The 13,075-nt window shown below is 41.1% G+C and carries 13 protein-coding genes; 11 read left to right on the top strand and 2 right to left on the bottom strand.

From position 1 onward, the window contains the following. Window positions 1–17 precede the first annotated feature (17 nt). From htpG to OFY17_RS09000, 8 genes are all read left to right on the top strand, one after another. Window positions 18–1,946, top strand: coding sequence for a molecular chaperone HtpG (gene htpG, locus OFY17_RS09035; protein WP_263530402.1), 1,929 nt, complete (start codon window positions 18–20; stop codon window positions 1,944–1,946). 702 nt (window positions 1,947–2,648) lie between these two features. Further along, the gene (locus OFY17_RS09030) at window positions 2,649–2,996 is read left to right on the top strand and encodes a hypothetical protein (protein ID WP_263530401.1); all 348 of its coding nucleotides are present in this window, start codon (window positions 2,649–2,651) and stop codon (window positions 2,994–2,996) included. A 111-nt stretch (window positions 2,997–3,107) separates the two neighbouring features. After that, on the top strand, window positions 3,108–3,455 hold the full coding sequence (locus OFY17_RS09025; RefSeq protein WP_263530400.1) for an HAD family hydrolase: 348 nt from the start codon (window positions 3,108–3,110) through the stop codon (window positions 3,453–3,455). Window positions 3,456–4,079: 624 nt separating this feature from the next. After that, window positions 4,080–4,433: a hypothetical protein gene (locus tag OFY17_RS09020; protein ID WP_263530399.1), complete on the top strand. Its 354-nt coding sequence runs from the start codon at window positions 4,080–4,082 to the stop codon at window positions 4,431–4,433. A 163-nt stretch (window positions 4,434–4,596) separates the two neighbouring features. After that, a complete protein-coding gene (locus tag OFY17_RS09015; RefSeq protein ID WP_263530398.1) occupies window positions 4,597–5,415 on the top strand; it encodes an alpha/beta fold hydrolase in 819 nt (272 codons plus the stop codon). Between the two features lie 173 nt (window positions 5,416–5,588). Then, on the top strand, window positions 5,589–6,623 hold the full coding sequence (locus OFY17_RS09010; RefSeq protein WP_263530397.1) for a sensor domain-containing diguanylate cyclase: 1,035 nt from the start codon (window positions 5,589–5,591) through the stop codon (window positions 6,621–6,623). 141 nt (window positions 6,624–6,764) lie between these two features. After that, window positions 6,765–6,977 carry a hypothetical protein gene (locus tag OFY17_RS09005; protein ID WP_263530396.1) on the top strand — a complete coding sequence of 71 codons (213 nt, stop codon included), beginning with the start codon at window positions 6,765–6,767 and terminating at the stop codon, window positions 6,975–6,977. Between the two features lie 186 nt (window positions 6,978–7,163). Beyond that, a complete protein-coding gene (locus OFY17_RS09000) occupies window positions 7,164–8,000 on the top strand; it encodes a DNA ligase (protein ID WP_263530395.1) in 837 nt (278 codons plus the stop codon). An 8-nt stretch (window positions 8,001–8,008) separates the two neighbouring features. Here the strand turns inward: OFY17_RS09000 and OFY17_RS08995 are convergent, their stop codons facing one another. Together OFY17_RS08995 and xthA are read right to left on the bottom strand one after the other, a co-directional pair. Continuing rightward, window positions 8,009–8,323 (bottom strand): ArsR/SmtB family transcription factor, encoded by a 315-nt coding sequence (locus tag OFY17_RS08995; RefSeq protein ID WP_263530394.1) that lies wholly within the window; start codon window positions 8,321–8,323, stop codon window positions 8,009–8,011. A gap of 159 nt (window positions 8,324–8,482) precedes the next feature. Further along, window positions 8,483–9,295, bottom strand: coding sequence for an exodeoxyribonuclease III (xthA, locus tag OFY17_RS08990; protein ID WP_263530393.1), 813 nt, complete (start codon window positions 9,293–9,295; stop codon window positions 8,483–8,485). Between the two features lie 192 nt (window positions 9,296–9,487). On the opposite strand from xthA, the gene gorA reads away from it, so the two are divergent. The 3 genes from gorA to OFY17_RS08975 all read left to right on the top strand — a co-directional run bounded on the left by gorA (window position 9,488) and on the right by OFY17_RS08975 (window position 13,070). After that, window positions 9,488–10,864, top strand: coding sequence for a glutathione-disulfide reductase (gorA, locus tag OFY17_RS08985; RefSeq protein ID WP_263530392.1), 1,377 nt, complete (start codon window positions 9,488–9,490; stop codon window positions 10,862–10,864). 188 nt (window positions 10,865–11,052) lie between these two features. Next, window positions 11,053–12,117: a GGDEF domain-containing protein gene (locus OFY17_RS08980; RefSeq protein ID WP_263530391.1), complete on the top strand. Its 1,065-nt coding sequence runs from the start codon at window positions 11,053–11,055 to the stop codon at window positions 12,115–12,117. Window positions 12,118–12,221: 104 nt separating this feature from the next. Continuing rightward, window positions 12,222–13,070: a 2Fe-2S iron-sulfur cluster-binding protein gene (locus OFY17_RS08975; RefSeq protein ID WP_263530390.1), complete on the top strand. Its 849-nt coding sequence runs from the start codon at window positions 12,222–12,224 to the stop codon at window positions 13,068–13,070. The last annotated feature ends 5 nt before the right edge of the window (window positions 13,071–13,075 follow it).

The raw sequence follows: 13,075 nt of genomic DNA, 5'->3' as shown, positions 1-13,075 counted from the left end.
TAGGAGCAACATATTACATGGCAACTGATACTCAAAAAGAAACGTTAGGGTTTCAAACAGAAGTAAAACAACTTCTACATTTGATGATCCACTCTTTGTACTCAAACAAAGAAATCTTTCTAAGAGAGCTTATTTCTAACGCATCCGACGCGGTAGACAAGCTTCGCTTTGAGTCTGTCGCTAATGCAGACCTTCTTTCTGACGATCCTAACCTACGTGTGCGCATTGAATTTGATAAAGATGCCAACACAGTGATCATCGACGACAACGGCGTTGGTATGTCCCGCGAAGAGGCCATTACTAACCTAGGTACGATTGCAAAATCTGGTACTTCTTCTTTCCTAGAGCAATTAAGCGGCGACCAGAAAAAAGACAGCCAATTGATTGGTCAGTTTGGTGTAGGTTTCTACTCAGCTTTCATCGTTGCCAACAAAGTAACAGTTGAAACTCGCCGTGCAGGCGCAGAAGAAACAGACGCAGTACGTTGGGTATCTGACGGTTCTGGTGAGTTCACTATCGAGAACATCGACAAAGCGACTCGCGGTACACGCATCACGCTTCACCTTAAGTCGGATGAAAATGAATTTGCAGACAACTTCCGCCTACGTTCTTTGGTAACCAAATACTCTGACCATATCTCTATTCCAGTGGAAATGGAAAAAGTGGTTTACCCAGAAATGGACGAAGAAGGCAATCCAAAGCCTGTTGATGAGAGCAAACCGGCTGAATACGAAGCGGTGAACTCTGCGAAAGCCCTATGGACTCGTCCTCGTAACGAAGTGACAAAAGAAGAGTACCAAGAGTTCTACAAGCACATTTCCCACGATTACCAAGAGCCACTTAAATGGTCTCACAACAAGGTTGAAGGTAAACTGGAATACAGCAGCTTGCTTTACATCCCATCTAAAGCACCCCATGACCTTTGGAACCGCGATATGCAGCGCGGTCTTAAGTTGTATGTGCAACGTGTTTTCATCATGGACGAAGCAGAGGCCTTCCTTCCGCCTTACATGCGTTTTGTAAAAGGTGTGGTTGACTCAAATGACCTGTCTTTGAACGTATCCCGTGAGATTCTACAAAATGACCACGCGGTTGACTCAATGCGTGCTGCTTTGACGAAACGTGTGCTAGACATGCTGACTAAGATGGCGAAAAACGACCCAGAAGAGTACCAAAAATTCTGGGACGAGTTTGGTAATGTCATCAAAGAAGGCCCAGCCGATGACATGGGAAACAAAGAGAAAATTGCTGGCTTGCTACGTTTTAGTACCACTAAGACAGACGCTGCAGAGCAAACGGTTTCTTTGGCGGAATACATCGAACGCATGGCTGAAGGTCAAGATAAGATCTACTACATCTATGCGGAAAGCCACAACACTGCGAAGAACAGTCCACACTTAGAAATCCTTCGTAAGAAAGGTTTCGAAGTATTGCTACTAAGTGATCGTATCGATGAGTGGATGATGTCTTCTCTACAAGAGTTTGATGGCAAATCTTTCCAAGACGTGACTAAAGGTAAGCTAGACCTAGCGGAAACGGACAACGAAGAAGAGAAAAAAGAGAAAGAAGAAAAGGCAGAGCAAATCAAGCCACTTCTTGATCGCATGAAAGACGTACTTACTGAGAAAGTAACAGGCGTAAACAGCACAGACCGTTTGACTAACTCACCAGCGTGTTTGGTGGTTGGCGAGTACGACATGGGCTTGCAAATGCGCCGTTTGCTAGAGCAAGCGGGTCAGCAGCTTCCTGACTCTAAGCCAACATTGGAAGTGAACCCAGATCACCCAATCGTTGCTAAGATGAACGAAGAATCTGATGAAGAACGCTTTGCAGACATGGCTTGGTTGTTGTTCGAACAAGCGACACTTTCTGAAGGTGGTCAGTTGGAAGATCCTGCGACTTTTGTAAGCCGCATGAATAAGTTGATTGTTCAGTTGAGTAAGTAGTTATTTAGTCTTTTTTAGACTGAGTTTATTAAAGCCCCATGCTTTTTGAGTATGGGGCTTTTTTGTTTTTTTATATTCTGTAAGTACTTTTCAAATGCGCTTTATTGAAAACATTTTTCCGCCCTGCTGGGCGGGTAACTTTTTGCTAGCGCCCAAAAAGTAACCAAAAATTCGCTTTAAGACCTTGAACGCCTAATTTCTGATTTATAACCCTTTTTTTCCTACGCGATGTTTTACGTAAGGTATTTAGAATACCTCAGGGGAACTCTTACTATTTAAAACACGGTAACCCGACTATCGAGCGGTCGTGCAATCGGGATTGCATCGAATGGTTTTTGTAGTAAGGCTAAGCTTTGAGTGATGGTTGTGGATAATAGTTATTTTTATGGCTTTTTATACAGTTTATTTTTGATGTCTCCGTTTCTTGGCTCGTTTTGTCATTTTAAATAACTCGTTGTGGCACGCTTTGTACTGGTGGTGTTTTTGAAAGTACTTTAGTATCAATGAATAAAGGAATTCATAGTAGAAATAACGCGCTGTGGATAGAAAGAATAACGCGCACGCTCGTTTTTCCATTTTTTAGAGTTGTTAATAATGCGGAAAAGTATTATTAAGTTAACTACTTACTGGGTTATTTGGCTGGTTTTGGAATTGTGTAAACGCGCATGCGCATTATTAACATGTTAGCATGCAGGGAAGTTTGTGAGAATATTTCTAGTTTTTGCGTCATTATTTTTAATAGGCTGTTCTCCTGCGTGGGAAGATCAACCTTATGAAGTGTATTACATTGACGGCACTAAAACGTTGGTGCATAGCCTTGGTGAAGGTGCATATATTGGGCGTATTGATGAACCAGTAAATATAGAAACTAACGAAAAATATATCTCGGTTTATGCTTGCCCGCATGAAACTTGCGCTTTTTACTATATTGATAAAACCAAAGACCACAAATTTGCCGAACACGACGAGTTTGTTTATGGTCCTTATACAAAAAGTCAGTTTTCGTCTCTTATTAAAAAGTTAGGGTTACCGCTTGTAAGTTCGGTGTAAACTGCAATGCTAACAAGGCATTCAAACGGACTATTAACAGTTGGTTGTGGTTCGTGCCTCACCAAATTTAACCAACTATTACTAGCCGCTTAATGTGGCGTTAAGCATCTTATGAAATACGGATATACATACGAAAGTACAAATTGGGATCGGGAAGCGTTTAATAGCTGGGGTATGAGATTGCTGCGGCTTTTGCTATTTTTTATCCCGAGAGCAAACCCTGATCATGAAAAATTGTATCTGGAAGTCGCTAGGTGGTTTCTGGAAATAGATGATAATGGGCTCCCCCAAAGGGAAATTGGAATTAATAGCGATGGTGCCCCTATTTTTGTTGCGCCCGATAATAGAAATCTAGGTATGTGGACAGACTTTCCACATGTATTTGATGAGTCGAAGCTTGAGTTGGCATCAAAAGAAGAGTTTGAAAGTGTACTTAAAAAGCTCAAAGAAAAAGCTTAACAAGACGATGTTCGGGACCAGCTACCGCTGGCCCGAAATTTAGGCGTTAGGCTCTCGGGACCATGAATATAAAATTTACACTCTTATCATACTCCGTTTTTTTACTCGTATGCCTTTGTGGGGCTTTTTTGTATTTGTCGACCCTTGAAGATGTGAAGCCTGTATCAGAATTCATAGCAGTTACAGGACCAATGCCTCTGATATGTCTCCTTTTTAAGATGGGCTGGGTACCAATCTATGCGGCAGTCGCAACAGTCACAGTATTTGCAGCAGCCTCACTATGGTTTATCGTAGTTAACCGTTCAGGTGTCTTAAGATACTTGGCAACAGTAGGAATTATTATATTTTGGCCGTTATCCGGTCTATTCTGTTTAGGTATTTCATACTATGGTTGAACGAAGGCTAAGCCACTCAATTTCAGCAACGAGCCTAACAAAACGCTTAAGTCGCATCCCGCTACGTGGGCTGCTGGGACAAAAACATAATAAATAGGGTCGGAGTAAGAATAGGGTTGTAGGCTAGAAAGTTTTTGCTTGAAACGGCCTTAATTTATTTTTAGTTCTTTCATGTCTGGAGTGTTTTAATGCTCCTTTTTAGGGTAGTGCTTATATAGTTAGGTATTGAATGAATTTGAAACATTGGAAGTTACTTAGAAATTTTTCAATAATCTATGTCTTGCTGATTATTATATTGTTTATTGCAAATATAATAATCATCAATATTGTAGAGCATGGCTATAAGCCACTAGGATTTGTTGGTTGCTATGTTTATGATGCAATGTTAGTTGGTTTCAAATGTTCAGGTTTTCTGGGTTCAGAAATACTTGCTATTGCTCTTAATCTTCCTCTTTATCATTTTTATATGCCGCTTTTTGTTTTATTCGATCCGATGCTTATATTTGTCGTATTGGCTCTTTGGTTCTTTCCTGTAATGCTCTTGGTTTCAATTACAAAGTTACGGAAGCGGAGCTCACAATAAATAGGGTCGGAGTAAAAATAGGGCTGTAGGGTAGAAAGTTTTTGCTTGAGCAGCCTTTATTCTGTCTTTAGTTTTTTCATATTTGGAGTGTTTTGATGCTCCTGTCTTAGTAGGTAAGCCAATCTTTTTCCTGTTGATCGGGGTTGTGTTCTAGGAGTGTTCGTTGGGTATTTGGAGTCTTGCGCATACGTTTGAGTTTGAGGGGCGTGCTGTTAAGTATGGTGTTGCTGGGGAGGGGGAGCCGTTGGTTCTTGTTCACGGTACGCCTTGGTCTTCGTTCAATCTTAGGCATTTAATTAAGGGCTTATCTCAGCACTATAAGGTGTATTACTTTGATCTTCTTGGTTATGGGGAGTCGGATCAGTCTGAGGGGGATGTGTCTTTAGGCATTCAAAATAGGTTGTTAGATGCTTTGATTGAGCATTGGAGTCTTGAGTCGCCTTATATTGTCGGTCACGATTTTGGTGGTACGACAGTGTTAAGGAATCACCTTCTGGATCAGCGTAGCTATCGCAAAATGGTGGTTATTGATCCTGTAGCCTTGTCACCGTGGGGTTCGCCATTCTTTAAGCATGTTGAAAAACACGAAGAAGCTTTTGCTGGGGTGCCTGAGTATATTCATGCTGCGATTGTCGAAGCTTATGTAAAAACAGCAGCCTATCAAGTGTTAGACTCTGAGACCATGGATGGCATATTGAAACCTTGGATTACTGAGCAAGGAAAGCCTGCGTTTTATAGGCAAATCGCCCAAGCCGACTCTAAGTTTACCGATGAATTCCAAGACAAGCTCTCGACTATTACTACTCCAGTCTTAATATTATGGGGAGAGGAAGATCAATGGATTCCTTCAGAACAAGCCCATGTGCTGAGTAGCAAAATTGAAGGTTCTAAAGTCGTGACAATCCCTAATGCTGGTCATCTTATTATTGAAGAAAAGCCAACAGAGTTAGTGGCTGAGATATTAGACTTTTTGGCCAATTAAATATTTATCGCTTGGAATAGAGCGTAGGACCAGCTTTAACTTCCTTTCTTTATCTTGTATAGCCAATAAGCTGTGTTTATTATTCTTTTATATAAGGAATAAATTAAAGTTATATCTAAAAGGATTTGATGTAATTACCGTATTTATTATCAATTTCTATTAGGTTTTTCTAGATGACAACTTCAGATGAGTATTTTCCTGTTATGAAGCCACCTCAGCTTGGTGCTGATGAAAACTTCTTCCAAACTACAATGAAGTACTCGCCTGTTAGTATGCAACTTTATACACCTGATGGTATTTTACGCAGTTATAACGAAGCCTTTGAAGCCTTGTTTAATTTAGATGGTGCGGCTGTTGTCAATAAATACAATGTTTTTGAAGATGAGAAGGTTAAGGAAATAGGCGCTCTCCCACTACTTAAGGGAACTAGTAGAGGGGAAAATTTTCATACCCACATTGCTGAGTATGATTCATCGGTTGGCTTTAAGGTGGATAAAGGGCGTCGATGTTGGTTAAAAAGTCGCTTCTTTCCCATTAAAGATGAGCAAGGTGAAGTGACGCACTTTGTTATTATGCACGAAGATATCACTGAGCTAAGAAAATACCAGATGGAGCTTGAAGCCTTAGTTGCAGAGCGAACTAAGGGTCTTGAAGCGGCGAATAAAGAGTTAAACCGTTTAAGTAATATTGATAGTTTAACGAGCTTAGCCAATCGTAGAGCCTTCGACCGTTTTATAGCGGAAGAATGGAATCGATTAGTGGATACTCAATCCCCATTGGCGTTGATTCTTTGCGATATCGATTTATTCAAAGATTATAATGACACTTATGGTCACTTAGCTGGCGATGATTGTTTAAGGGAAATAGCGCAAGCTGTCCATGATGCAGTAAGTCGTGCTGGAAATTTAGTGGCTCGATATGGTGGTGAAGAGTTTGTTGTTGTATTGCCTAATGCCGATACGAAAAAGCTCATAGAAACAGCCAAGATTATTCAACAAGTTGTATTAGGTTTAGCGATAGAACACAGTGCTGCACCAGAAAAAGTTGTTACATTAAGTACGGGGCTATCCTCCGTTATTCCAGAGCAGGGTTGTAATTCGCCAGACACTCTAATCTCCGCGGCTGATCAGGCTATGTACACGGCAAAATCAGCAGGGCGCAATTGCATTTATATAAATCAAGACTCTGCCATTCGACCTATTAGCTAATTTACTTTCGTGTACTTATAAAGCTCCCGATAAATCGAATATGAGTAACATAGGGTAGACCTCTAGAAAGCTTTATCTTGAATAGCCATTAAGCTGTGTTTATTATCCGTGACACTTTTTTATTTATTGAGGTTATGTGCTGTGTTGTTTTTCCCAACGCAAGAAGATTTAGATTGTATTAGTGACTCAGGAGTTATTCTTGGCAAGATCAAGTTTTGTCATGAGAAGAGTGTATATGCTTTTCATCTGGATGGTGCGGCAAAGCTTGCTAAGGAAGAAGAGTTGGAGATTGCAAAAAAACTAGCGGAATTATCTGCGGGTGAGCATCTTGTGCCTATGCAGGATGATGATTAACTCTTCTATCCTTTAATACAAATGTTATAAATATCTAGCCCGTTTATTAGCGGGCTTTTTTGTGTCTGTTGTTTTTCAAAAGAGTCATTGGAGATTATGGTTATCAGCTTCTATACCTAAATGATGGCTAACATTCGTTAGTTTGCGCGTTATGGATGACGCGATAAATGATCACAGGAGTGAGTTATGTTATTTCAACGATATTTTTTCCTTTGTTTAATTTGCTTTTGGTGTCTCCCTGTTTGGGCTCAGCCAGATGTGCAGTTGGCTAAGGTCTTTTCCGACAGTGTGGATGTGGAAGAGTATTTGGTTAGTGAAAAATACGATGGTGTTCGTGGTATTTGGACTGGTAGCGAGTTGCTGACTCGGCAAGGTAATAAGATACATGCGCCTGATTGGTTTACTGAAGGGTTACCTGCTGTTTGGTTAGATGGGGAGTTATGGTCTGAGCGTCAGAGCTTTGAAGCGATTTTATCTACTGTTAGTAAAGACGTACCTAACGATAACGAGTGGAAGACAATTCGTTATATGGTGTTTGACGCACCAGATAAAGAAAAGACCTTTGAAAAGAGGTATGAGTTTTATAAAGAGTTAATCACGAGCCTTGCGCTTGAGCATATTTCTCCAGTGGCGCAGTTCAGTGTTTCCTCGATTGACGCTTTGTATAGGGTTTTAGATGAATATGTGAAGGCAGGAGCCGAAGGTTTGATCTTACACCGTAAAGCGGCTTTATTTGAAAGTGGGCGCAGTGATAATTTGTTAAAGCTAAAGCCTTATATGGATGCCGAAGCGAAAGTCGTTGGTTTTTTAGAGGGGAAAGGTAAATACCAAGGGTTAATGGGTGCTTTAGTGGTTGAGATGCCAGACGGGGTGCGTTTTAAAATTGGTACTGGGTTTTCTGATGTAGAGCGTCGGAACCCTCCTAAATTGGGAGAGTATGTGACTTATCGATATCAAGGTTTAACGTCTCGGGGTATCCCAAGGTTCGCAAGTTTCCTTCGAGTTAGGGATACGAGTTATTAGCCTAATTGTTATAACTGCGGACAGAATAGGGTGTGTAAGGTAGCAATTAAGGTACGCACTCTTTCATCTTCAATTCGGTAATAGATGGTTTGCGATTCGCGTCTTGTTTCGACTAATTTGTCTTTTCTTAATACCGCAAGGTGTTGGGATAGGGCAGATTGGCTGAGTGGTACTTTGTCATTTAATGCACTTACCGACAGCTCACCATCCAATAAATAACAAAGAATCAGTAGGCGACTTTCATTGCTTAATGCTTTTAGAAAGCTGGCAGCTTGGGATGACTGTTGGAGCATGTCTTCCATTGTTGGCATATCATTCTGCATGGCGATGTAGGCTCTCTTTGTTAGGTTCTTTTCTAAGTCATCCACATTGTCTGTGGATAAGCTTGGGGGTAGTAGGTGTTAATGTGATTTATTCTCAATAAATACGGCTATTGCTGTTTCTGGTTAAAATCTAGCCAATAGCCGTATGGTCTTTTCATCTTAGCTTAAATCAAAGGATGTCCAAATAGGCGCGTGATCAGAAGGCTTTTCAAGGCCTCTTAATTCGTAGTCAACATCGGCATCTTGCAAGCTAGGCGTTAAGCTAGTTGACGATAAAATCACATCAATACGTAACCCACGTTTTGGCGTGTCATCAAAGCCTTTAGAGCGGTAATCAAACCAGCTAAAACGGTCGTTTACTGTTGGGTTAAGCTGGCGGTAAGTGTCTGTAAAACCCCAATCCATAAGAGTTTTAAGCCATTCTCTCTCTTCAGGTAAGAAGCTACATTTTCCTGTTTTTAGCCAGCGTTTAGCATTTGGCTCGCCTATGCCAATATCTAAATCCGTTGGGGAAATGTTGATATCCCCCATGACGATGATTTTCTCATCGGGAGAGTGTGATGCCAGATAATCCATTAGGTCCCCATAGAATTTACGTTTTGCTGGAAACTTAGTTTCGTGTTCACGGTTTTCTCCTTGCGGGAAATAACCGTTAAGTACTTTCACTGGGCCTTGTGGGGTATCGAATGTGGCAATGATCATACGACGCTGGGCGTCTTCATCATCACCGGGGAATCCGTACTCAACCTTGGTGGCTTCTTGCTTACTAAAAATCGCAACGCCGTAGTGAGACTTTTGACCGTAGTAGTAGGCATGGTAGCCAACGGATTCCGGAATCTCATGGGGGAAGGCATCATCGTGGACTTTAATTTCTTGCAGGCCAATCACATCAGGGGAATGCTTTTCTACCAATGCTTCGATTTGGTGAGGGCGCGCACGTAAGCCGTTTATATTAAAAGACACAAATTTCATGAAACTCTTCCATCTGAAAAAACAATAAAGTATGTCTAATGATACCTAGATGTGAAGTGCGCATAAAGAACTTAACTGTTTAGAATAAATTGATTTTTTTGATGTATTTGATAGCGGTAATTTTTTTAACAATGGGGAAGTGCTCTGTTACACTTGGGCGATACATTAAATAAGTAACAGTTGGAGAACTAAATGGCTTATCAGTACGATCTATTTGTTATTGGTGCAGGCTCTGGGGGTGTACGTGCGAGCCGAGTGGCTGCGTCAAAAGGATACAAAGTGGCTGTAGCAGAAGGCAGTGCTTTAGGTGGTACTTGTGTCAACATAGGTTGCGTCCCTAAAAAGCTATTTGTTTATGGTTCCGAATACGGTCATGGCTTTGAAGAAGCTGCTGGCTATGGTTGGTCACATAAAGGCGTTGAGTTTGATTGGTCTGTTTTACGCGACAACAAAAACAAGGAGATTGAACGCCTGAATGGTATTTACGGCAATATGTTGGGTAATGCTGGTGTTGAGGTGATCTCAGGTTATGCGAGCTTTGTCGATGCGCATACGGTTGAAGTAGCGGGCAAAACTTACACAGCAGAACGTATTCTAATCGCTGTTGGTGCTAAGCCATTTATTCCTGAATTTTCAGGTAGTGATCTAGTGGTAAGCTCTAACGAAATGTTTTACCTAGACGCTTTACCTAATAAAGCTTTGGTTGTGGGTGGTGGTTATATCGCTGTCGAGTTTGCAGGAATTCTAAATGGTCTAGGAGTAGACACAGCCTTAGCTTACCGTGGCGATCAAGTGTTACGCGGCTTCGATGAAGACATTCGTGCCTTTGCTAGCGAAGAATACAATAAGTCTGGTGTCGATGTTCGTTTGAATACGGACGTTGAGTCCATTGAACTTGTTGATCCAAGCAAACCAGATGGCGAGCGTTTAGTGCGCTTTAAAGACGGTCACACAGAAACATTCGGTCTTATCTTGTACGCAACGGGCCGTGTTCCTAACGTTGGTTCTCTAGCGCTTGATAAAGCAGGCATCGAAACAGGTAAAAACGGTGCCGTGAAAGTAGACAATAACTTCACGACAACGGCTCCTAGCGTTTTCGCACTTGGCGACGTAACAGACAATATTCAATTGACCCCTGTTGCTATTAAAGAAGCTATGGCACTGATTGATTACTGGTTTGAAGGTAAAGAAGTTAGCTTTGACTACGACAACATTCCAACTGCCGTATTCAGCCAGCCGGCGATTGGTACCGTTGGCCTTTCTGAACAAGAAGCCGAAGCGCGTGGTTTAGATTTTAGAGTTTACCAAACGGATTTCCGTGCGATGAAACATACTCTAAGTGGTGCGACGACTCGCTCTATGATGAAACTACTAGTAAACAATGCTGATGAAAAAGTCATTGGCGCTCACATGGTGGGTGACTATGCTGGAGAAATCATTCAAGGCCTTGGTATCGCTATTAAAGCTGGCGCAACAAAAGCGGACTTTGACTCGACGGTTGGTGTTCATCCAACCAGTGCGGAAGAGTTTGTGACTTTCTCTGCTGGTGCGTTAAAGCCAAGGAAGTAAGAGAAGGGCATAAAAGGCTGGTTTTTTAATGAAAAAGGCGCACATATGCGCCTTTTTCATTATTATTGTATTACTGATGTTTTTTTGGTGCATAATTAATACTTATCTATGTTTTTGTTTTGAGCAATATTCAAAGCTAGCCTTCTACTAGAGTGTCTTTGTCTAACCTAATATTAAACGGGATGTGAATGTTAAAAAATAAAGATTATCTTCCTGATTTAGTGTCATCCAGTCATGTTCAATATGACGATTACCGCAAATACTCGGTTATTTTAGCGGTAGGCTTAATTGGGTTGGTCATACACATTGTTTTTCTGTTTCTTTTTTACTACCTCAATATCCCTTCTTTATCACTTTTTAATATTGCTAGCATCATGCTATGGATTGCTGTGCTTCATGAAAACTTCAAAGGCCGCCACTCTAATGCCATCATGTTGGCCTGTGTTGAAATAACAGCGCACTCGCTGTTTGCAGTATCCCAATTAGGCCCAGTTTCTGGTTTTCAATTTTATCTATGGCCCATGTCTTTATTTGCCACGGTTAATCCAAAGCTAAACAAGTTTGAGGCGACTGCCTTTGGTTTTAGTTTTATCCTGATTTTTGGTTTGATTGAAACCTATTTTAGGGATGTCCATTATGTACATCACTTGGAAGAATATATGCCTTGGCTGTATTTCAGTAATGCTATTTTTGCTGGAATTCCCATGGTGGCCTGTATCATTGTTGTTCGCTTCGTTAACGAGCAGCAGCAAGATGAATTAAGGGAAATTGCCATTAAAGATGAGCTTACGGGGTTATATAATCGCCGATACGTGAATGACACTTTAAAAAACAACTCGCTTAAGCTGAATCATAAACGACAACCCTATTGCATGGTCTTGGCAGATGTCGACTATTTTAAAAAAGTAAACGACACCTTAGGTCATGATATTGGTGATGAAGTGCTCGTTAATCTGTCCGCTTTTTTGCAAAGTCGATTGAGAAAATCGGACATTGTGAGCCGTTGGGGTGGAGAAGAGTTTTTAATACTGTTGACCGATATTTCAAAGCATGATGCATTCGTTTTGATAGATAAAATTCGCCAAGATATTTCTGAAAAAGCGCTAATCAGTTCTCATCCAGATTACAGAGTGACCATGAGTTTTGGCATTGTCGAATCACAAGATCAAGTTTTATATGGTGAGCTTATTAAAGCAGCAGATAAACGCTTATATGAGGCGAAAGCAGGCGGGCGTAACCGTGTCGTTGCCTGAATTCTGTAGCACTTTTATAGACTAAGTTAAGCTGGTGGCTTTGAGTGTCATAACGCCTGAATCAGACACTTATAAGCCAATACAATAAAGGGTGAAAAGTTATAGTGTCATCGCTTAATTTTACGATACAACTAGACGATAAAAAAATATCTGGAAAAAGCGGTGATAATTTACTCGATACTTTATTGACGAATAATGTCGATGTAAATTATGGCTGTCGCGCAGGCGTCTGTGGCGCCTGTCGGTTATACGATAAAAACAAGCAAGAAGAAATTCTGTGTTGTCAGGTCAATGTTTCCTCCCCAATGTCCATCTCTTCTCATGTTCCATCCCCCTCAATAGGCTTTATGGTGGAGCAGGTTCAGGTTATAAATGAATTCACTATAGAGTTAACCTTGCTCGGACCAAGTGATGATAGCTTTGGAGATAGGGTGAGCCTTTTATTGCCTTGTGATGATGAGAGTGTTTCTTATGACAGTATGGCGATTAACTCTGCTGGGGAGCCCTTAAAACTATTATTGCAAAAGGCATCAATAAAGCATGTCAAAGCAGAAGGGATTTGGCGGAAACTAGTTACTCTTACAGTAAATGACACTCTCCAAATCAGCAGTAAAGTAGGCGTTAGAAAGGGGCGCTTATTGTATGAAATGGGGTTGGACCATGGCTCAGTTCTAGTGGTTTCTACATTTGAAAATAGTGTGTTTGAACCCTACTGGGAGTCGGCATTAAAAAGCCTTTCATCAAACTTAATTGGCTTTTATTCTTTACCTTCGTCTATATCTCATTATGCTGCCGATAGGGGGTTGACGGAATTTATTCGTGCAAAGCTGACGGAAACAAGTCAGCCCGATCTGCAAATCATTTATCATGGTCAAAGATTCCCCCAAGATACATGGCAAACTATTTTACGCCCTTTACGCTTACGTATGAGTCAGCTGCACTTTGTTCGCTAGTACCT

The organism is Marinomonas sargassi (assembly GCF_025716875.1).
GTDB classification, from domain to species: domain Bacteria; phylum Pseudomonadota; class Gammaproteobacteria; order Pseudomonadales; family Marinomonadaceae; genus Marinomonas; species Marinomonas sargassi.
Note: the sequence above shows the minus strand (reverse complement) of the source record. Positions and strands in the feature narration are given on the sequence as shown.

What these genes read in the sequence shown, in the direction of transcription:
- OFY17_RS08995 (WP_263530394.1), bottom strand. Translation starts at nt 8,323, where the DNA reads ATGCAGAATGATATGCCAACAATGGAAGACATGCTCCAACAGTCATCC.
- OFY17_RS09025 (WP_263530400.1), top strand. Translation starts at nt 3,108, where the DNA reads ATGAAATACGGATATACATACGAAAGTACAAATTGGGATCGGGAAGCG.
- htpG (WP_263530402.1), top strand. Translation starts at nt 18, where the DNA reads ATGGCAACTGATACTCAAAAAGAAACGTTAGGGTTTCAAACAGAAGTA.
- OFY17_RS09020 (WP_263530399.1), top strand. Translation starts at nt 4,080, where the DNA reads ATGAATTTGAAACATTGGAAGTTACTTAGAAATTTTTCAATAATCTAT.
- xthA (WP_263530393.1), bottom strand. Translation starts at nt 9,295, where the DNA reads ATGAAATTTGTGTCTTTTAATATAAACGGCTTACGTGCGCGCCCTCAC.
- OFY17_RS08980 (WP_263530391.1), top strand. Translation starts at nt 11,053, where the DNA reads ATGTTAAAAAATAAAGATTATCTTCCTGATTTAGTGTCATCCAGTCAT.
- OFY17_RS09000 (WP_263530395.1), top strand. Translation starts at nt 7,164, where the DNA reads ATGTTATTTCAACGATATTTTTTCCTTTGTTTAATTTGCTTTTGGTGT.
- gorA (WP_263530392.1), top strand. Translation starts at nt 9,488, where the DNA reads ATGGCTTATCAGTACGATCTATTTGTTATTGGTGCAGGCTCTGGGGGT.
- OFY17_RS09010 (WP_263530397.1), top strand. Translation starts at nt 5,589, where the DNA reads ATGACAACTTCAGATGAGTATTTTCCTGTTATGAAGCCACCTCAGCTT.